This is a genomic window from Francisella sp. LA112445, assembly GCF_012224145.1.
Classification (GTDB): domain Bacteria; phylum Pseudomonadota; class Gammaproteobacteria; order Francisellales; family Francisellaceae; genus Francisella.
In genome coordinates this window covers 1,996,404-2,016,030 of record NZ_CP041030.1, presented here as the reverse complement: position 1 = coordinate 2,016,030, position 19,627 = coordinate 1,996,404, and the positions used below count along the sequence as shown (strand labels likewise).

Genomic DNA, 19,627 nt, shown 5'->3' with positions numbered 1-19,627 from the left:
GGGAGTTACAATTGAACACTATGAATATGAGCTTCTTAGCTCGAGTAATCCATACTGTTGGTTTTGAAGTTTTTGGTGTTGTCATTTTTACGCCATTTGCAGTGCTTGTTCTAAATGAGAATATTTGGAGGATAGGATTTTTAGCAATAGTTATATCTGTAATAGCAATGGTATGGAATCTTATTTATAACTATATATTTGACTTTATAGAGAGTAGCTTTGGTGGGCATAGATCAAAAAGAAAATTGTTTATGCGAATGGCACACGCCGTTTTATTTGAGCTTGGGTTACTTGTAGTAACTTTACCAATGGTCGCGTATTGGTTACATATGAGTATATGGAAGGCTCTGCTTACGGATATTGGTTTTGTTGTTTTCTATCTTATATATGCTTTTGTTTATAATTATATATTTGACAAAATATATTTTGGAATAGTTGTTTCGAAGAAGAATAATAGAAGTTAATTTAATTAAATTTGTTACCCCAGAGTCGATTAAATATTGTTATAATATTTTTGTTTGGTAATTAAACTTTCTGGTGAATTATGTGCGGAGTAATTGGGGTTGCTGGACCAAATCAGGTCAGTTATGCATTGTTTTATGGTTTAAGTCTGTTACAACATAGAGGTCAAGATGCTGCAGGCATTGCCACTATGGATCAGGGACATTTTTTCATACGTAAAAATACTGGTTTAGTTAGTGATGTTTTTACAGATGAGAAGCTTGAAAAGTCAAAGGGTAATATGGGTATTGGTCATGTAAGATATCCAACAGCGGGTAGTCTTGGTGCTGCAGATAGCCAACCTTTTTATGTTAATAACCCTCATGGAATTGTTTTTGCACACAATGGTAATTTGACTAATGTACCTGAGTTAGCAAAAATGCTACATGATATTGAAAGGCGTCATTTAAATACAAGTTCAGATTCTGAGCTTTTACTTAACTTCTTTGCTTGTGGAATGAATAAATCCAGAGGTGGTCCAACTACCCAAGCTGTGTACAAAGCATGTGAGTTTGTGTTTAAGCATGCTAAAGGTGGTTATGCTTGTACGGCGATGATTGCTAACTTTGGCTTAGTAGCTTTTAGAGATCCATATGGAATTCGTCCGTTAGTGCTCGGTGTCAAAGAGTATGAGACTGGTGAAAAAGCTTATATGGTAGCTAGTGAGAGTGTTTCACTTGATATCTCAGGATTTAAAGTGCTACGCGATGTAGAGCCTGGGGAGGTAGTTATTATAACCGAGGATATGAAGGTTCATTCAAAAATATGTGCTAAGAAGCCTGTTTTAGCGCCTTGTTTATTTGAGTATGTATATTTTGCCCGTCCAGATAGTATTATGAATGGTGTTAGTGTTTATCAAGCAAGGGTTGATGCTGGTAAAGCACTCAGTAGAAGAATTATTGAATCTTGGAAAGACAAGGATATTGATATTGTAATACCAGTTCCTGAAACTGGTAGAGCATCAGCACAAGAGATAGCAACAGCTTTAGGTGTTGAGTATAGAGAAGGATTTGTAAAAAATAGATACATTGGCAGAACTTTTATAATGCCAGAGAATGTCGATAGAAAAAACTTTGTTAGAAGAAAACTAAACCCAATCCCAGCAGAGTTTAAAGATAAGAATGTACTACTAGTAGATGACTCTATTGTACGTGGTACAACATCTAAACGTATTATCGAGATGATCAGAGATTTAGGTGCCAAATCAGTATATTTAGCATCTGTATCACCAGCGGTATGTTATCCAAATGTTTATGGTATCGATATGCCAGTTAAATCAGATCTTATTGCTCATGGTAAGTCTCTAGAAGAGATACGCCAATGGATTGGTGTTGATGGACTTATATACTTGCCATTATCAGATCTAAAAGAAATTGTTCAAAAGCAAAATCCTGATATTACTGAATTTGAAGATAGTGTCTTCTCTGGTAACTATATTACAGGAGATGTGGATGAGGCTTATTTAGATGAGCTTGAGAGACATAGAAAAGAATTAAAAGAGTTAGAAAAGAAATACAAAGGGTTTGATAGCTAATGATTAAGATTTTTAAAGGTTTAAGTGCATTATCTCCATTTAGAAGAGAGAAGGTTTTAGCAGATGCTAAAAAAATATCTAGTAAAGTTGAGTCTATATCTGCTGAATATATTCATATAGTTGAAAGTTCTCAAGATCTTAGTGACAAGCAGGTTGAGATTATAAGCTCACTGCTTAATTATAACAAAGAATATGGCTCAGTTGAGCCAAAGGGACATACGTTTATTACAGCTCCAAGAGTTGGCACAATCTCACCATGGTCATCAAAAGCTACTGATATTATCAAAAATACTGGTATTGATGTAGTTAAAAGAGTTGAAAGAGCAGTTCTTTTTGGTGTAGAGGGGAATATCTCTAAGACTGAATTAAAAGAGATAGAAGACCTTGTCCATGATCGTATGGTTGAAGAGGTTTTTGTTTGTGAAAAAGATCTTCAGCGTTTATTTGATGTTACAGCTCCTAAAGAGTTGGAGTTTGTCAATGTTTTAGAGAATGGTGCCGAAGCTATCAAAGATGCTGATAAGAAGCTAGGTTTAGCTCTAAGTGAGCAAGAGATTGATTATTTAGCTGATGAATATACAAAGCTTGGCAGAAATCCTACAGATACAGAGCTATATATGTTTGCTCAAGCTAACTCTGAGCATTGTAGACATAAGATTTTTAATGCTAAATGGACTATAGATGGTCAAGAGCAAGATAAATCATTGTTTAAAATGATTCGCAACACTACTGAAAAATCTCCAAAAGGTGTGCTTTCAGCTTATAAAGATAATGCTGCTGTGATAGAGGGTGCAACAGCTCAGAGATTTTACTCAAATACTCAAACGGGTATCTATAGTTTTAATCAAGAAGAGGTTGATATCTTGATGAAAGTTGAGACACATAACCATCCTACAGCGATAGCGCCATTTAGTGGCTCAGCAACGGGTATTGGTGGTGAGATTCGTGATGAGGGTGCTACAGGTCTTGGAGCTAAGCCAAAGGCTGGCTTAACTGGATTTACAGTATCAAACTTAAATATACCAGGTTTTGAGCAAGCTTGGGAAACTAGCAAGTATGGTAAGCCATATCATATTGTAACCCCACTACAAATAATGCTAGAGGCACCAATAGGTGGAGCTCATTATTCAAACGAATTTGGTCGACCTAACTTAAATGGTTATTTCCGTACTTATGAGCAAGAAGTCAATACATCTGCAGGTAAAGAGATGTTCGGTTATCATAAGCCGATTATGATTGCTGGTGGTATGGGTAATATTAAGAGAATGCATGTTGAGAAAGGCGATATTAATGTTGGTGCTAAGCTAATCTGTCTTGGTGGACCTGCTATGCGTATAGGTCTTGGTGGTGGAGCAGCGTCATCTGTTGTATCTTCTGATACTAACTCAGAGTTAGATTTTGCATCTGTACAACGTGATAATGCGGAAATGGAGCGTCGTTGCCAAGAAGTGATAGATAGATGTTGGCAAATGGGTGAGCATAACCCAATCACATTTATCCATGATGTTGGCGCTGGTGGTATTTCAAATGCGTTTCCTGAGCTTGTAAAAGATGGTAATGTTGGTGGTCATTTTGAGCTTAGAAAAGTAAATGTTGGTGAGGAAGGACTTTCTCCGTTAGAGATATGGTCAAATGAGTCACAAGAAAGATATGTACTATCTGTAGATCCTGAGTCATTAGAGCTTTTTGAACAACTTTGTAATAGAGAAAGATGTCCATTTGCAGTTGTCGGTGAGGCAATCTCTGAGAAGCATATTACGTTAAATGATGAGTATTTTGATAATAAGCCAGTTGATTTACCAATGGGGCTATTATTTGGTAATACACCTCAAATGCATATTGATGTAAAAACTGTAAAAGTTGAGCAAGAAGTATTTGATACAAGCGCTATTAAACTTGATGATGCGATTGAAAGAGTGCTAAAAGTACCAGCTGTAGCTTCTAAATCTTTCCTAATCATAATTGGTGACAGAAGTATTACAGGTATGGTTGCTCGTGATCAGATGGTTGGTCCATGGCAAGTGCCAGTTGCAGACTGTGCTGTGACAACGGCTACAGTAGATAGTCAAGCAGGTGAGGCTATGGCTATGGGTGAGAGAACTCCTGTTGCGGCTATTAATGCAGCTGCCTCAGGTAGATTAGCAATAGCTGAGACTGTAACAAACTTATTAGCTGCGGATATTGAAAAGTTGAGTGATATTCGCCTATCTGCAAACTGGATGGTTGCTGCAAATCAAGGCGATGAAAACCAAAAGTTATACGAGACTGTAAAAGCTGTTGGTATGGAATTTGCACCAGCGTTGGGTATCGCAATACCAGTTGGTAAAGATTCAATGTCAATGAAAACTAAGTGGTCGGATAATGGTCAAGCTAAATCAGTAACATCGCCATTATCATTAGTGATTTCAGGTTTCTCACCTGTAACAAATGCTCGTAAGACTCTTACGCCAGTTTTAGTAGATGATAATGATACAACTTTATTGCATATTGATCTATCTAATGGTGCCGGTAGACTTGGAGCTTCATGTTTAGCCCAAGCTTATAACCAAGTTGGTAATGTTGCTCCAGATGTTGAAGCAAGTAAGCTAAAAGTGCTATTTGAAAATATCACTAAGCTAAAAGCTGAAAATAAAATCTTAGCATATCATGATGTATCGGATGGAGGTGTATTTGCAACTTTAGCAGAGATGTCATTCGCTGGGCGTAAAGGTTTAGATATTAAACTACAAACTCAAGATATACTAGCAAAACTTTTCGCTGAAGAAGTTGGGGCTGTTATCCAAGTTAAAAATAGCGATGTAGTACTAGTTGAAGAGATGTTTAAAGACACTCAAATTCACCTATGTGCAATAGCTAAGCTAAGCTCTAGCGATGAGTTAAATATCTTTGCAAATGGTGAGAAGGTATATTCAAACACACGTGTAAATTTACAAAGATGGTGGGCTGAGACTTCTTATCAAATTCAATCAATCCGCGATAATAGCGAATGTGCTCAACAAGAGTTTGATAGTATATTAAATACTGATGATAAAGGTATCCATGTTGAGGCTACATTTGATCTTGAAGAGGATGTTACAGCTAGGTTTGTCAATGTTGAGAAGCCAAAAGTTGCAATCCTAAGAGAGCAAGGTGTCAACGGTCAAGTTGAGATGGCAGCAGCATTTACTACAGCTGGTTTTGAGGCCCATGATGTGCATATGTCAGATTTACATGCTGGGCGTGTAACTTTGGCAGATTTCAAAGTATTGGTAGCTTGTGGTGGTTTCTCGTATGGTGATGTTTTAGGTGCTGGTGGTGGCTGGGCTAAAAACATCCTATTTACCGAGAAGCTAAGAGATGAGTTTAGCAAATTCTTTGGTCGTGATGATACTCTAGCGTTAGGTGTGTGTAATGGTTGTCAAATGCTTGCACAGCTTAAATCACTAATCAAAGGAGCTGAAAACTGGCCGATATTTATTAAGAATAAATCAGAGCAGTTTGAGGCAAGAGCTTCTATGGTAGAGATTCAAGAATCTGACTCTATTTGGTTTGCTGATATGGCAGGCACAAAAGCACCAATTGCCGTAGCTCATGGAGAGGGTCGTCCATTATTTGAGAATGATAGTCAGCAACAGGCAATGCTAGCAAGCTCACAAGTAGCTCTTAAATATATCGATGGGCAAGGCCAAGCAACAGAAATGTACCCATATAATCCAAATGGTGCAGTAAATGGACTAACAGCTGTCACAGCACTAAATGGGCGTGTCCTTGCAATGATGCCACATCCAGAGCGTGTCTATAGAGCTATCACAAACTCGCATATTCCAGCAGAGTATGATGAGTATTCTGTATGGATGAGAATGTTTAGAAATGCTAGGAAGTGGGTTGGGTAAAATTGAAATGGTTTTTAAATCATAAGTTTGCTACTTTTTTAGGTGTTTTAGCTAGTATAGTGACAATATGGGGCTTTTTTAGTAATAATCCTAAAAAAGAAGTAATTTTTAAAGAAGGACATGTTGACTGGTGTCAACAAACTTATGGAATTAAAACACCTTCTAAATATATACAAAATCATAGTACTAGGAAGTGCTTTTATCCGCTAATTTACACAGTTATAAAGGGAAATCATCTAGTGTGCAGGTTCGATAGTGCTTTAGATGACATCTTATATGGAAATATATACACATCTAATTATCAGCTTAATATAGGAAGTTTCTCAAATAATAGAAATTTAAAAAACCTAACTGAAATAAAAATTAGAGTTAAACCAGAAGAACGTGTTGTTATTTCATGCAATTCAGAAATTAGTGATGATAAAGGAGCTGTAACAATCTATGAGTCTATTGAAGGTGGTACAGCATTATACTGTGCAATAACAGTGTTATCTAAAAAAGAAGGTATTTCAAAACCTGAAGTTAATGTGATGAACTTCGAGATTGATTCTCAGGAGATTAAAGCTTCACTGTGGAGAAAAGATGTTGTTGGGTTTGATAAATTTTATACTGAGAAAGATATATTTAAGCCTATTAATGATGCTTTTGATGAAAAGGGCATAAGATGCTCTCGAAGAGCATAAATTCCCCTTCATAAATGAAGGGGAATTGCTGTAAGTTAAAATTGAGTTTACTATTTAATCTATTCATTTATATTGTGTTAAAATACTAATAGAGTATTTTAAATCATAGGTTTTGAACTACTCATTCTTACTGAAGATATTGAAGTTAACCCTGAAGAGGGAATTGTTGAGTATGTATCGGTAAAGATTATCGATTTAATAACGACAGTCATTCCCATGAAGATGGGAATCTCTTAAATGGTTGAGAGATCCCCGTGTCAAGCACGAGGATGACAATGTTTCTTGATACAAAAACCCTCTTCACTAACAACGAAGGGGAATTCTTATGATTAGAATCAAAAATGATAACTTATTAGTAGAGATTAGTGAGCTAGGCGCTGAAGTCAGGGCTGTCGTAAATATCGAGACAGATCATCAATATATGTGGTCAGGAGATGGCCGAGTGTGGGCTGGAGTGTCGCCAGTGCTATTTCCAGTAGTGGGCAAATCTCATGATAATAAAATCAAATATCAAGGTAAAGAATATCCTATGGGTAATCATGGCCTTGCTCGCCACACTGTATTTGATATTGTTTTACATAGTGAAAATAGCGTCATCTTAGCTATGGAGACTAGCAAAGATAATTATCCATTTAGATTAAGGTTTGAGGTTACATATACTCTTGAGGCTAATAAACTTATCACCGAGTATAATATTATAAATCTAGATGATAGTGTTGCATCATGTGGCTTTGGCGCACATCCAGCATTTGCTTGTCCTTTTGATGAGAAACATAAGTTTAGTGATTATGAAATCAGATTTTCAGAACAGAAACTAGATTTCCATACCATTACACCAGAGGCTTTTTATACTGGAGAAATTAAGCATTTCAAGCTATCTAAAATTGAGCTAGATAATCATACATTTGATAATGATGCATTAGTATATAGTGGTTTCACAGATAAAAAAGTTCGATTAGCTGAGAAGGATTCCGATAGATATGTTGAAGTGTCGTTTGATGGTTTTGAATATCTTGGTCTATGGTCAAAACCTAAAGCAAATGCGCCGTATGTATGTATCGAGCCATGGTGTGGTAGAAGTGATACATTAGGCATGGATCTTGATATTGAGTATCGTATAGGTAACGTTGATATAGAACCTCAGCAAAATTTCTCTCGTTCGTATACAATAGAGTTTGGATATTAAGTTAAGCTATTAGATTAATCCAATTACTTGATAACGTCAAAGTTACATATTGTTACATATAATAAATATTTCAGATAAATTTATCCATTATTATGTAAGTCTAGTTTACCGTAATAAGGCAAGTTATATAAGTATTAAATCCTAAGCATTATGTTCTATAAATAAGGATTGTAATGAAAAATACGTACAAAAGAATAGTACCAATTTATTGGAAGTTTCATTACTATGGAAATAGTAAATGGTACAATCCAGCTAGCCTTTGTAAAGGTTTTATGAAGCAGCTAGCTGGTCATGCTGCGTTACTAGTTTATAAGGTTAGAAAAGAAGATGCTACTAATGTACCATTTTATCCATTTGATGAAAATATAGTTGCAAAAGTAAATTACCTAATCTGTAGATATTGGCCTACGAGAATACTTTCTCAAGAAGATAAAGACACTATAATGTCACGTCTTGATTCATTTCTAGAAAAACTAGTTTTTGGAAATATAGTACAGATGATAAGAGAAGATCATATTTATAAAGAGCTTATGGAAAGCCTTAGTAAAATTAATATAGATGCTTATTTGTCATGGTTGCCGGGAGATGATGCTAGTAAACCTATTTTAACAGTGGTTACTGAGAAAAGGGATGCATCTAATTATGGCTTTGATAAAGACCATAGCTTTAACTATGGTTTTCGGAGCTCAGACATATCCAAAGGTCATTTAAGGCTCAAAGACTCATCTATCAAAAAATCTTTGGTAATGGCATTACAGGAGTTTTTTAGTTATAACACATATATTAATGAGGATAGAAATAGTAAAAGTAAACTTTTGTATAACTTTAAAACAGAAAATGATATTCCTTATACTCAGATACCTGCTACTGAAGGAGATTTTGAAGGTTTAGATTATAATAAAATTATTGCTTGGTGGATAAATATAAATAATACTAAAAGACTAAAGTATTCTTATGCAAAAGAAAATTGTTGTTTTTTTATTGCAAAAGCACTCAAAGCTGGTGGTGCTGACAAATTTTTTACTAAAAATAAAGTAGTATGGACTCCTTATGATATAGCGGATTATGCTAAAAGATTGCGTATAGCAATTAATAAAAAAGCATTAAAGAGATCTAAATCTACTTTGCTTAAAGAAAATATACAGAGTTCAGATAATTTATTATGGACTAAAGAGGAATTTTATAATCAGTCATATGTTTCAAAGATGTCACATAGATATCAAAAACTGGTAAAAATAGATAAAATTTTAAAGAAAATACATGCATGTAGGTATATAGATGGCGTAAATATAAATAGTCCTGAACAACTTGTGCATGATCTAATAGAAATAAAAAATTTAATAGCAGAAATTTTTTATGAACGTCCAAATACTAAAAGATATAAAGCGCTGTATGCTTTATTATTACAGTGTAATCATGTATTACAGATGATACATGATCAATTTTATGATGATGGAGATGCTAAGTACCCAAAACAAGATTATTTTATGTTCATGCTTGATCCAAAGTCATCAATAATTGATGATAAAATAAATATAGCAAGGAAGCGTAGAATGACCTTGGAATCTAGCCCTATATAAACTCCTTATAATTTTCTACTAGATCAAAAATAGAACTAAATAGCTGTACTTTCAATAATAATTCATCTAAGTAGGTATGTAGCTATTGAGTATCTATAAGTATATAGATCCACAGCAAAATTTTTTGATATCGTATATAATAGAGTTGGGTTATTAATCTTTGTTATATCGTATTGAGATATAATAATAAAAAGATTTTTATTTGGTATCTTGGAGCTTTTCCGATATCAGTAGTCAAATATTAGCCATAAAGTGTTGAAATAAAAACGCATAGTATTTTTTGATAAATTAGCTATAAAACAACAGAAAAAGGAGAAAATTGTGTTAGCTAACACCTTAGGAGTTGGTGGGGATATTCTTGTAATAATCGCCTTCTTCCTACTACAAACACGTAGACTAGAATCTAGTGACTTAAGTTATTTAGTATTAAACATATTAGGATCTCTAGGAGTTCTATTTTCATTAATGTATAATTGGAATTTACCTGCTTTTATCATAGAAGGAGCTTGGGTTGTAATCAGTGGTTATGGAGTATATAGCTACTTTAGAGATAGGAGTATTGGATCTTCAGCTTAGCTATCTTTATGAGTAATACTTTGAAGAGTTTCTATATAGCTACCATTTAAGGCAAAATTGTTATACTCAGGGTTTTTAACAGGGATAAGCGAATAGATAGACATTTCTTTTCTTACGGCGCCTATGTTTTTACAGTCTATCTCATTCGTGAGAATTTTGATCTTTTTATCGTTAAGAGGGGTGACTGTTTCAGAGATTATGTTTAGACAGTTTTCATACTTATGATTGTTGATTTTAATACTAGGAACTTCTTGGTGAACAATTAGCCTTTCTCTAACATCGCCATATCTCTCTGGGTGTTGCATATCTACTTCATGTTTAAGTTGTAATTTCTCAGGAAGCAAGATACTACTATCTTTATAGAAGTTGTCTGATACTCGGACAGATCCTTTAATGAAAAAAGAGCCTTTATTGATTGTATAGTGCATACTATATTTACTGATCATCTTGCCTGAAGAGTCAAAAATCTTGGTAGTGTATGAACATTTTGATTTGTTTGAATTACAGCTATCAACTGTTATGTCTATGGAAATGCTTTTCTTGGTTTTGAGTTCGACTCTTTTATAGTGATATGTTGTACCAACATCTGTAGAAATGTAATCACTTCCTTTAAAAGTAGGACCATTATATGTTGAGCAGCTTGTTAGCATAAAAACTACTAGTAATAATGCTAATAAGTTTCTCATAGGTTAAAATTTATGGTTTCTTCATTGATACTAATATGCTTTTATAAATTACAGGTGTTCCTGAAGCATCTGTTTCTTTGAAGTTTTCTTTTACTAAACCAACTCCTTTACAATAAATCTCTTGGCTTTGTGTTTTTACTGGCTTGTTATCTATAGTCATATCTGATTTAGCTTCAAGCTCAATACAGTTTTTATATTTATTACCGTTTACAGTTATCTCTGGAATTTGTTTAGTAAACTCATAAGAGTTTGTAAACTTACCGTTTGCATTCGAGTTATCTTCATTTCTAACTTTATTAAACTCAATATTTGCTGGGAGTAATAATGTTTCTTTATCTGAATTTGGGTATTTGATGTAAACTGCACCATTTTTTATATCATATGCATACTTAGATTCAGAACCGTCTATTTTCTTCTTAACATGGTCTTTTATGCTACTAACATATCTACATAGAGTATTATCATCATTACAGTCTTTTATTTTAGTTCTGATCGTGAAGTTATCATTGTCATTAGCTTCAACTCTTTGATAGATATAAGTTGTACCTGGTTGAGTTGAAATATAGTCACTTCCTTTTAGTGTAGAACTATATCCAAATGATATCGCTGCAATAAGAACTGTAGAAATAAGTATATGTTTTTTCATATAATTTTGTTTCCTAATTTACCTAATGTTGACTTTATCATATTTATTATAAAATCGGTATTTATAACTAAATAATTGATCAGTAATATTTGCTTAATAAGTTAAATTTATAAGAGAATTTGTGCTGTGGTTAATCTCTTATCTAGGTCTTAGCAATATAATAAATGGGTTGACAATAAGGCTCTATTTGAGAGAATTAAAAGTATATTTAACGTTGGTTTAGATAGTTTATCAAGATTTTAGTTGTATGCTGGTGCTTTTAGTCATTTTTGCCTAAAGTGTTCAGGTATGTGCTTGCTTATGATTTATCAAATAGGGATAGTGTAATGATAAAAAGGTATGATGTAGCAGAAATTTCAAAAATATGGGCAGATGAAAATAAATATCGTAAGATGCTTGAAGTTGAATTAGCTATTTTAGAAGCTTTAGAAGATAAAATGGTTCCTAAAGGAACAGCTGCTGAGATTCGTTCTAAAGCAGAAATTAAACCAGATAGAGTTGATGAAATAGAAAAGGTAACAAAGCACGATATTATTGCTTTTTGTACTTCAATTGCAGAGCAGTTTACTGCTGAAACTGGTAAGTTTTTCCATTTTGGTGTGACATCATCAGATATTATTGATTCAGCTTTAAGTCTACAGATACGAGAGTCTTTAGAATTTGTAGTTAAAGATCTAGAAGCTTTATGCGATTCACTATTAGCAAAAGCACAAGAAACAAAAGAGATCATTACTATGGGTAGAAGCCATGGTATGTTTGCTGAGCCGATGAGCTTTGGACAAAAGTTCTTAAGCACATATGTTGAATTTAAACGTAGATTAAAAGATCTTAAAGAGTTCCAAAAAGATGGATTAACGGTACAGTTCTCAGGAGCTGTTGGTAACTATTGTATTTTAACAACAGAAGATGAGAAGAAAGCAGCAGATATCTTAGGTTTGCCTGTTGAAGAAGTTTCTACTCAAGTTATACCAAGAGATAGAATAGCTAAACTAATCTCAATCCACGGACTCATAGCTTCAGCTATTGAGAGATTAGCAGTTGAGATTAGACATCTGCATAGAAGTGATGTTTTTGAAGTGTATGAAGGTTTCTCTAAAGGACAAAAAGGTTCTTCAACTATGCCACATAAGAAAAATCCGATCTCTACAGAGAACTTAACAGGTATGGCGAGAATGCTTAGATCACATGTATCTATAGCATTAGAAAATTGTGTTTTATGGCATGAAAGAGATATTTCACATTCATCAGCAGAGCGTTTTTATCTTCCAGATAATTTCGGCATAATGGTTTATGCATTACGTAGAATGAAAAATACTATTGATAACTTAGTGGTTCAAAAAGATATTATCGAAGATAGAGTTAGAAGTACTAGTGCTTATTTATCAAGTTTCTACTTGCATTTCTTGGTAGCAAATACTCCATTTATGCGTGAAGATTGTTATAAAATTGTTCAACAAGTAGCCTTTGACCTTAAGTCAGGAGAGTCTTTCTCTAAAAGCTTACAAAAAGTTATGCAAGATGAGCATAATATTATTCTTGATATTCCAGAGATGGATTTTGAAGGTATCAAAAAGACTTATCTAAAAGAAATTGATAATGTATTTGCACGTAGTACTAAGTAACTATTCAAATATAAGCTCAAAATAAATTGTTTTCTTAACAAAAATTAATTCTTCAAAGTAGATTTTATTATAATATAGACTATACTAAAGAAGTATAATTCATGACTAGTATTTACTATGTTATATAAACAAATAAAAACTGTACTAAAAATACCAAGACATACTGTATATACACTTATTATATATAGTTTATTGCTAGGTTTTTTATCTCTTACAATTCCTGTATCAGTGCAGACTTTGGTTAACTTAGTCGGAGTTAGTTTATCTATCCGACCTGTTATATCTCTTATTACTATATTATTTATACTTCTTACAGCAGCTTTTTTTGTAAGGATTTTTCAGCTGAAGTTAGTTGAGGATATTCAGCGTAAAGTTTTTGTTGAAACTGTTTTTAGGATTGTATCAGCTATTCATAAGGTGGATTTTGATAAGCTCAAGAGGATAAATATTCGAGAAAAGATTAATAGAACTTTTGAACTGAAGTTTTTACAAAAATCAGTAGCTGTAATTTTCATTATCTTACTTGATATTTTCTTGCAGACTTTATTCTGTGTGATTATTTTGGCATTTTATCATCCTTTATTTTTAGTCTTTGATATTTTGCTTGTTACATGTATTTTACTTACTATATTTATTCCATTAAGAGCTGGCTATGAAGCTGGTCTTAAAGAATCTAACGCGGTATATGATGTTGTATATTGGTTTGAGGAGAAAACAGCAGAGTTTCTATCGTTCCGCCAGCTCCCAGAAGATAGTTCTGTGAGTAAAGTCGATACAAAATTATGCAGCTATATAGATAGTAGGAAAAAATTTTTTAGTGTTATCTTTAGACAGCATGTTTATATAGGTTTAACTTATATTTTTATAAATATTTTACTTTTAGGTATAGGAAGTTATTTGATAATTAATGGTCAGCTTTCTATAGGTCAGTTGATTGCCGCAGAATTATTAGTAAATATAGTTTTATTAGGGTTACTAAAGTTTAGCCAATATTTATATGACTGTTATGGCTTTTTAGTAGCGACTAGAAAAATACTAGACCTTCTAGAAATATCAGATCAACAAGAAATTACATCTGAACATAAGAGCGCGGAGCTTACTGAGAAAGTTGATCTTTTAGAAATTAATTTAGGGAATTCTCAGGAATACTCATTTGATTTTAATAAGAGTCATTTTAATAAGCTTTCTCTATCTACACAAGCAGCGCAAACACTTTTAGGTTCATTTTTTGGCGACACATTGGATAAAACAGTTAAGATTAATGGAGTTTGTATTAGAAACTATAGGAAGGATCATATTAGTGATAATATCCATATTGCAAGTGGTATAGAGGTGGTTGCTGGTACAGTGTTAGATAACTTATGTGATGATTTCTCTCAAGAAAAGTTAAAATATCTAAATCAGTTGTTAGAGATATTTGAAATTCGTTTTTTAGAAGAAAAATTTGAGAAATATATAGATTCTCAGACAATAAAATATAATGTTGTTTTTGATAGCGAAGTTGTTCTTAAAATGAATATTATAAGAGCTATTCTTAAAGATCCAAAACTTCTAGTATTAATTGATACCTATGGGTTAGCTAGTAAAGATAGTAACTTAACGATTACGCAAATTTTAGAGAAGTTGGATATACCAACATTAATAATATCTATTGAATAAAGGGGATAACTATTTCAATGCAGCTAAAGTCGTACGCAATGCTAAAAAAGGATCCTAGTTTTAAGAAGATAATCTTTTTAGTGCTATTAAGTATTATTGTCGTTGGAGTTATTTTAGGAATGATTCCATGGCAGCAAACGGTTGATGGTTATGGAGATGTTACAACTTTATCACCATCAGAAAGACAACAAAATATTTCTGCTCCTATTGGTGGAAGGCTTGGTAAGTGGTATGTCTTTGAGGGTGATAGAGTTAAAAAGGGTGATCCTATAGTCGAAGTTCTAGATTTAGACCCAGAGGTTGTATCTAGATTAGAGGATGAAAAGGCTGCTATAGAGCTAGGTATAAAGTCGATAAAGTTAGCTATTAAGAACACTAAGAAAAATATCGAAAGACATAAGTATCTTGTGACAAAAGGTGCAAGTACGCAGAGGGTTTATGAGCAAGCTCAGATGGAGATGGTAAACTATACTAAGGACTTAGCTAAAGCAAATGTTGATTTAGCTAAAGTGAAAGTTCAAATAGCACGTCAGCAGAGTCGTCTAGTAAGAGCGCCTGTTGATGGAGTTATTGTTGATCGTATCCATGGTATTGGAGGTGTCATTGTTAAAGATACTGATGTACTAGCAACAATCGTTCCAGATAGTAAATCTCGAATAGCCGAATTGTGGCTAAACAGCATGGATATTCCATTAGTAAATATTGGTGATAAAGTAATGCTCCAATTTGAAGGTTGGCCAGCGATACAGTTTAGTGGGTGGCCTCAAGTTGCGATCGGAACATTTGAGGGAGAAATTATATTTATTTCACCACAGAATAATGCTCAAGGACAGTTTAAGATTTTTGTAAAACAAAGTGGCAACCGTGACTGGCCGTCTCCAGATGTGCTTAGATTGGGTACAAAAGTACATGGTTGGGTGTTATTAAATGATGTAAGCTTAGGCTATGAGCTATGGCGTAGATATAATGGCTTCCCAATAAATCTAAATAGTAGCGAACTTCATATTGGAGTTGATAAAAATAAGGCAGTTAAAAAGCCTACGACTATTAAAGAGCAAGTAAATAGTCAACCATCAAATATAAAATAACTTTTGTATACCTTTCTTTATTTTTATGAGTATCTTATAATTTTAAAGGTATTTTTAGATAATTTATTTAGGTGTTTTAAATGGATAAAAAATTAGTAGAGCATATTGCTAAGCTATCTAGCTTTGATTTAACTGATACTCAGTTAGAGCAATATACGCAAGATCTTACAAATATCTGTGAGATTTTAGATACAGTCAAAGATTTTGATGCACAAGGTGTACAACCTATGGTTTCACCTATTAATATGGATTTCAAATTTCGTGAAGATGTTCCTCAAGATCAGGATAATAGAGCAAGTTTTGATAAATTTGCCTGTGAAGTTGTTGATGATTATTTTATGGTGCCACAGGTTGTTAAATAGGTTTAGTTATGTCATATATTAAAAAATTAAGAGCTCGCCTAGATAGTGGTGAGATAACTTCAGTTGATTTAGCTAAGCAGTATTTAGCTAAGATAAAAGATCAAGATAAACAGATAAACTCTGTGATCACTTTGTGTGAAGAGCAAGCTATAAACGAAGCACAAGAGGCTGATCGTGTTATAGCTACAGGTAAGCAAGGACTATTAACAGGTATTCCTATCTTACATAAAGATCTTTTTTGTACTAAAGATATAAGAACTACAGCAGCATCAAAAATGCTAGATAACTTTGTCGCTCCATATGACTCTACAGTAACTAAAAATTGTAAAGATCAAGGTATGGTAACTTTAGGTAAACTTAATATGGATGAGTTTGCTATGGGATCTACTAATGAGTATAGCTACTATGGTGCTGTGAGTAATCCTTGGGATTTAGAAAGAGTGCCTGGTGGTTCATCAGGTGGTTCTGCTGCTGCTGTTGCTGCAGGATTTGCACCAGTCAGTACAGGTTCTGATACTGGGGGCTCTGTTAGACAGCCAGCTAGTTTTTGTGGTTTAACAGCAATGAAGCCAACATATGGTAGTACATCTAGATTTGGTATGATCGCTTTTGCATCATCTTTTGATCAGGCTGGGATATTTGGCCACTATGCTGAAGATGTAGCTATTATGTTGGATACTATTGCTGGAGAGTGTGAATTTGATTCTACTTGTGTTGGAGTAGAAGAAAATCTTTTTACTAAAGACTTAGAAAAAGAGATTACAGGTAAGGTGATAGGTATAGATGAGAGCTTAATTAAAGATTTACCTACACAAGTTCAAGAAGCAGTACAAAAAACTCTAGAAACTCTTAAAGAGCTAGGCGCAGAGATTAAATCTGTAAAAGTCCCAGATTTAAAAGAAGCTTTATCAACTTATTATATTATCACTCCGGCAGAGGCTGCAGCTAATTTAGCTAGATACGATGGTGTTAGATATGGTTATCGTAACCCTGAAGCTAAGAACTTAGATGAATTATATAGAAAATCACGTACAGATGGCTTTGGTGATGAGGTTAAACGTAGAATCATGATAGGTAACTATGTACTAGCTTCTAGTCAATATGATTCATATTACAACAAAGCTCAGCAGTTACGTAGAATGATGACAGATCAAATTAATGAGATATTTACTGAAGTTGATGCTATATTTATGCCAGCATCACCAAGTGAAGCTTTCAAAAAAGGTGATAAGCTTGACCCTGTTTCAGCATATCTGTCAGATATTTATACAATTACGGCAAATATTTCAGGCTTACCGGCTATATCGTTCCCAATTGGCTTTGCAAATGGTTTACCTGTAGGTGGACAGCTTATGGCAAGAGCATTTAATGATAATGTTTTAACGCAGATTGTAACACAGTATCAAAAGCATACTAATGTAGAAGAATTTATTTTAGAGCAAGCGAGGATTTAATAGTGAATTGGGAAATGGTAATAGGACTAGAAGTCCACATTCAGTTAAGTACTAAATCTAAGCTGTTTTCAACTTCTGCGACAAAGTATGGACAACATCAAAATACGCAAGCAGCATTTCTAGATTTAGGTTTACCAGGGACTCTACCTGTAGTAAATAAAGAAGTTATTCGTAAAGCAACGATGTTTGGTTTAGCTGTTGATGCAAAGATTTCAAAAAATAGTTTTTTTGCACGTAAGAATTATTTTTATCCAGATTTACCGAAAGGATATCAAATAAGCCAATCAACAAATCCTATAGTACAAGAGGGTAGACTAGATATCGAGACTTCAAAAGGGCAGAAAACTATTCGTATAGAAAGAGCTCATTTAGAGGAAGATGCTGGTAAGTCTGTCCATGGTTATGTTGCTGGAGAGACAGGTTTAGATTATAACCGTGCAGGTACTCCGCTTTTAGAGATTGTGACATATCCAGATTTTAGATCAGCTGAGGAGGTTGTTGTATATCTGAAAAAGTTACACCAATTAGTTAAGCATCTAGGGATTTGTGATGGTAATATGCAAGAAGGCTCATTTAGATGTGATGTGAATTTATCTATTAGACCAGAAGGACAAGCTGAGTTTGGTACACGTGCGGAGCTAAAAAATATCAATTCATTTAGATTTATTGATAAAGCTATTGAGTATGAGTATGCTCGTCAAGTAGCTGTATTAGAATCAGGGGGAGAGGTTGTACAAGAAACCCGTCTTTATGATGCTGATGCAAATGAAACTCGTTCAATGCGTGCAAAAGAAGATGCTTTTGATTATCGTTATTTCCCAGATCCAGATCTTTTGCCTTTGATAATTACAGATGAATATATTGAAGATATCAAAAAGCAGATGCCTCTTAAACCAGAAGAGCGGGAGGCTGTATATCGTGAGCATTTACTAGAGCAAGAGGTAGAGTTCTTGCTGTCAAATCTTGAGATTGCTGATTATTATGATAAAGTTGCATTAGTAATAGGCCATAAACCAGCATATAATTGGGTTACAGTTGATTTAATATCAACATTAAATAGAGCTGAAAAAGAGTTTTCTGCTGATATTGTTCCAGCTGAAATTTTATTAGATATTATTAGTAATGTGCAAAAGGATGTAATATCTCAGGCGAATGGTAAAAAAGTTATAGCTGAGTATATTGAGTCAGCAGATTCAGTTGAAAGTATTATTGAAAAACTAGGCTTAAAGCAAGTTTCTGATGAGTCAGCTATACGTGAGTTAGTCCAAAGTATAATATCAGCAAACCCACAACAAGCAGCAGATTTTAAAGCAGGAAAAACTAAGTTGATGGGCTTCTTTGTGGGACAAGCTATGAAAGCAAGCAAGGGTAAGGCAAATCCTAAACAAGTTAACCAGATAGTTCAGGAAGAACTAAATAAATAGGAAAAGTATTATGAGAAATACAAATAAATTTTATTATGATCTTATGAAGTTAAATGTTTTAAGCAGTAGTTATGTTGATGATGCTTATAAAGCTGCTTGGGAAGGTAATGTTTATCCATTTTTCCATGATAGTAAGTATGAGTTTCACTATGAAACAGCTAAATATTTTGATAGAGCTGATGAGAAAACTATGGATAAGCTTTGCTCATTACTTGATGATTATATTGATGAGAAGTCAGACTTTACTGATTTTGAGAAGAAAGTAGAAAAAATCGTTGGTAAAGGTAATGTGTTTTATGTTCTAAACTATATCTTTAAAGCAGGTCAATATAAGAGACTTTTAGCAAATATTCAGTTAAATAAAATGCATTTTAGTCAGCATTTTATTGATCGTTTTGAGGCCCATGGTTATTGGGGATAGTTTTTTAAGTCCTATATATATACAGAAAGATCTAGAGTTATTGTGTTCATGTGTTTTTTACTATATAGCTCTTGGTACGAATATTCTAAACCTACTAGTACATTATTATCGAAATAAGCCCTTTGGGAAGAAAGCAATAACTGTTTTTGTACTCCTACCGAAGATTTTCCGAGAGAAAGGGGCGATGCTGTCAAAGGCATAGGTATATTTGCAGCATTATATGTTTGTCCATATGATATACCAAAGTTAGTATTTCTACCTCTTAATGCTAAAGCCCAAATCTGGAAGTAGAGGTCTAGAAGTCGTAAAATTCATTAGTTTTTATTATTTTCA

16 protein-coding genes and 1 pseudogene are annotated in these 19,627 nt (G+C 33.7%); 14 read left to right on the top strand and 3 right to left on the bottom strand.

The features are described from left to right. Positions 1 to 11: 11 nt before the first annotated feature. From FIP56_RS09700 to FIP56_RS09670, 7 genes are all read left to right on the top strand, one after another. A complete protein-coding gene (locus tag FIP56_RS09700) occupies positions 12 to 464 on the top strand; it encodes a PACE efflux transporter (RefSeq protein WP_192578704.1) in 453 nt (150 codons plus the stop codon). Between the two features lie 80 nt (positions 465 to 544). Then, positions 545 to 2,035: an amidophosphoribosyltransferase gene (gene purF / locus FIP56_RS09695; RefSeq protein ID WP_192578703.1), complete on the top strand. Its 1,491-nt coding sequence runs from the start codon at positions 545 to 547 to the stop codon at positions 2,033 to 2,035. Then, entirely contained in the window at positions 2,035 to 5,907 is a 3,873-nt protein-coding gene (gene purL / locus FIP56_RS09690) for a phosphoribosylformylglycinamidine synthase (RefSeq protein WP_192578702.1), read from the top strand. Before purF ends, purL begins: the two co-directional genes overlap by 1 nt. 2 nt (positions 5,908 to 5,909) lie before the next feature. Further along, complete coding sequence (locus FIP56_RS09685; RefSeq protein WP_192578701.1) at positions 5,910 to 6,590, top strand: hypothetical protein; 681 nt, start codon at positions 5,910 to 5,912, stop codon at positions 6,588 to 6,590. A gap of 325 nt (positions 6,591 to 6,915) precedes the next feature. Then, positions 6,916 to 7,776, top strand: coding sequence for an aldose 1-epimerase family protein (locus FIP56_RS09680; RefSeq protein ID WP_192578700.1), 861 nt, complete (start codon positions 6,916 to 6,918; stop codon positions 7,774 to 7,776). Between the two features lie 173 nt (positions 7,777 to 7,949). Further along, the gene (locus FIP56_RS09675) at positions 7,950 to 9,356 is read left to right on the top strand and encodes a hypothetical protein (RefSeq protein ID WP_192578699.1); all 1,407 of its coding nucleotides are present in this window, start codon (positions 7,950 to 7,952) and stop codon (positions 9,354 to 9,356) included. A gap of 321 nt (positions 9,357 to 9,677) precedes the next feature. Continuing rightward, complete coding sequence (locus tag FIP56_RS09670; protein WP_192578698.1) at positions 9,678 to 9,932, top strand: hypothetical protein; 255 nt, start codon at positions 9,678 to 9,680, stop codon at positions 9,930 to 9,932. On the opposite strand, the gene FIP56_RS09665 is transcribed toward FIP56_RS09670, so the two are convergent. Further along, complete coding sequence (locus FIP56_RS09665; protein WP_192578697.1) at positions 9,929 to 10,618, bottom strand: hypothetical protein; 690 nt, start codon at positions 10,616 to 10,618, stop codon at positions 9,929 to 9,931. The genes FIP56_RS09670 and FIP56_RS09665 overlap by 4 nt on opposite strands. A 10-nt stretch (positions 10,619 to 10,628) precedes the next feature. Next, positions 10,629 to 11,264, bottom strand: coding sequence for a hypothetical protein (locus FIP56_RS09660; RefSeq protein WP_192578696.1), 636 nt, complete (start codon positions 11,262 to 11,264; stop codon positions 10,629 to 10,631). 326 nt (positions 11,265 to 11,590) lie between these two features. Here FIP56_RS09660 and purB point away from each other — a divergent pair, with 326 nt between their 5' ends. The 7 genes from purB (at position 11,591) to FIP56_RS09625 (ending at position 19,294) form a co-directional block, all read left to right on the top strand. Then, positions 11,591 to 12,886 carry an adenylosuccinate lyase gene (purB, locus tag FIP56_RS09655; RefSeq protein WP_192578695.1) on the top strand — a complete coding sequence of 432 codons (1,296 nt, stop codon included), beginning with the start codon at positions 11,591 to 11,593 and terminating at the stop codon, positions 12,884 to 12,886. A gap of 117 nt (positions 12,887 to 13,003) precedes the next feature. Further along, the gene (locus tag FIP56_RS09650) at positions 13,004 to 14,545 is read left to right on the top strand and encodes an ABC transporter ATP-binding protein (RefSeq protein WP_192578694.1); all 1,542 of its coding nucleotides are present in this window, start codon (positions 13,004 to 13,006) and stop codon (positions 14,543 to 14,545) included. 17 nt (positions 14,546 to 14,562) lie between these two features. Next, positions 14,563 to 15,633: an HlyD family efflux transporter periplasmic adaptor subunit gene (locus FIP56_RS09645; RefSeq protein WP_192578693.1), complete on the top strand. Its 1,071-nt coding sequence runs from the start codon at positions 14,563 to 14,565 to the stop codon at positions 15,631 to 15,633. Positions 15,634 to 15,713: 80 nt separating this feature from the next. Further along, positions 15,714 to 15,995 carry an Asp-tRNA(Asn)/Glu-tRNA(Gln) amidotransferase subunit GatC gene (gene gatC / locus FIP56_RS09640; RefSeq protein ID WP_192578692.1) on the top strand — a complete coding sequence of 94 codons (282 nt, stop codon included), beginning with the start codon at positions 15,714 to 15,716 and terminating at the stop codon, positions 15,993 to 15,995. A gap of 8 nt (positions 15,996 to 16,003) precedes the next feature. Continuing rightward, on the top strand, positions 16,004 to 17,449 hold the full coding sequence (gene gatA, locus FIP56_RS09635) for an Asp-tRNA(Asn)/Glu-tRNA(Gln) amidotransferase subunit GatA (RefSeq protein ID WP_192578691.1): 1,446 nt from the start codon (positions 16,004 to 16,006) through the stop codon (positions 17,447 to 17,449). Between the two features lie 2 nt (positions 17,450 to 17,451). Further along, positions 17,452 to 18,873 carry an Asp-tRNA(Asn)/Glu-tRNA(Gln) amidotransferase subunit GatB gene (gatB, locus tag FIP56_RS09630; RefSeq protein ID WP_209451842.1) on the top strand — a complete coding sequence of 474 codons (1,422 nt, stop codon included), beginning with the start codon at positions 17,452 to 17,454 and terminating at the stop codon, positions 18,871 to 18,873. A gap of 10 nt (positions 18,874 to 18,883) precedes the next feature. Beyond that, a complete protein-coding gene (locus FIP56_RS09625) occupies positions 18,884 to 19,294 on the top strand; it encodes a hypothetical protein (RefSeq protein ID WP_192578690.1) in 411 nt (136 codons plus the stop codon). A gap of 11 nt (positions 19,295 to 19,305) precedes the next feature. Here FIP56_RS09625 and FIP56_RS10370 read toward each other — a convergent pair. After that, positions 19,306 to 19,557 (bottom strand): annotated as a pseudogene (locus FIP56_RS10370) (hypothetical protein); the annotation flags it as partial. Between the last annotated feature and the right edge of the window lie 70 nt (positions 19,558 to 19,627).

Excerpts from the sequence above, each read along its gene's own strand:
- purF (WP_192578703.1), top strand. The coding sequence starts at position 545 with ATGTGCGGAGTAATTGGGGTTGCTGGACCAAATCAGGTCAGTTATGCA.
- purL (WP_192578702.1), top strand. The coding sequence starts at position 2,035 with ATGATTAAGATTTTTAAAGGTTTAAGTGCATTATCTCCATTTAGAAGA.
- FIP56_RS09680 (WP_192578700.1), top strand. The coding sequence starts at position 6,916 with ATGATTAGAATCAAAAATGATAACTTATTAGTAGAGATTAGTGAGCTA.
- FIP56_RS09675 (WP_192578699.1), top strand. The coding sequence starts at position 7,950 with ATGAAAAATACGTACAAAAGAATAGTACCAATTTATTGGAAGTTTCAT.
- FIP56_RS09665 (WP_192578697.1), bottom strand. The coding sequence starts at position 10,618 with ATGAGAAACTTATTAGCATTATTACTAGTAGTTTTTATGCTAACAAGC.
- FIP56_RS09660 (WP_192578696.1), bottom strand. The coding sequence starts at position 11,264 with ATGAAAAAACATATACTTATTTCTACAGTTCTTATTGCAGCGATATCA.
- purB (WP_192578695.1), top strand. The coding sequence starts at position 11,591 with ATGATAAAAAGGTATGATGTAGCAGAAATTTCAAAAATATGGGCAGAT.
- FIP56_RS09650 (WP_192578694.1), top strand. The coding sequence starts at position 13,004 with ATGTTATATAAACAAATAAAAACTGTACTAAAAATACCAAGACATACT.
- FIP56_RS09645 (WP_192578693.1), top strand. The coding sequence starts at position 14,563 with ATGCAGCTAAAGTCGTACGCAATGCTAAAAAAGGATCCTAGTTTTAAG.
- gatC (WP_192578692.1), top strand. The coding sequence starts at position 15,714 with ATGGATAAAAAATTAGTAGAGCATATTGCTAAGCTATCTAGCTTTGAT.
- gatA (WP_192578691.1), top strand. The coding sequence starts at position 16,004 with ATGTCATATATTAAAAAATTAAGAGCTCGCCTAGATAGTGGTGAGATA.
- FIP56_RS09625 (WP_192578690.1), top strand. The coding sequence starts at position 18,884 with ATGAGAAATACAAATAAATTTTATTATGATCTTATGAAGTTAAATGTT.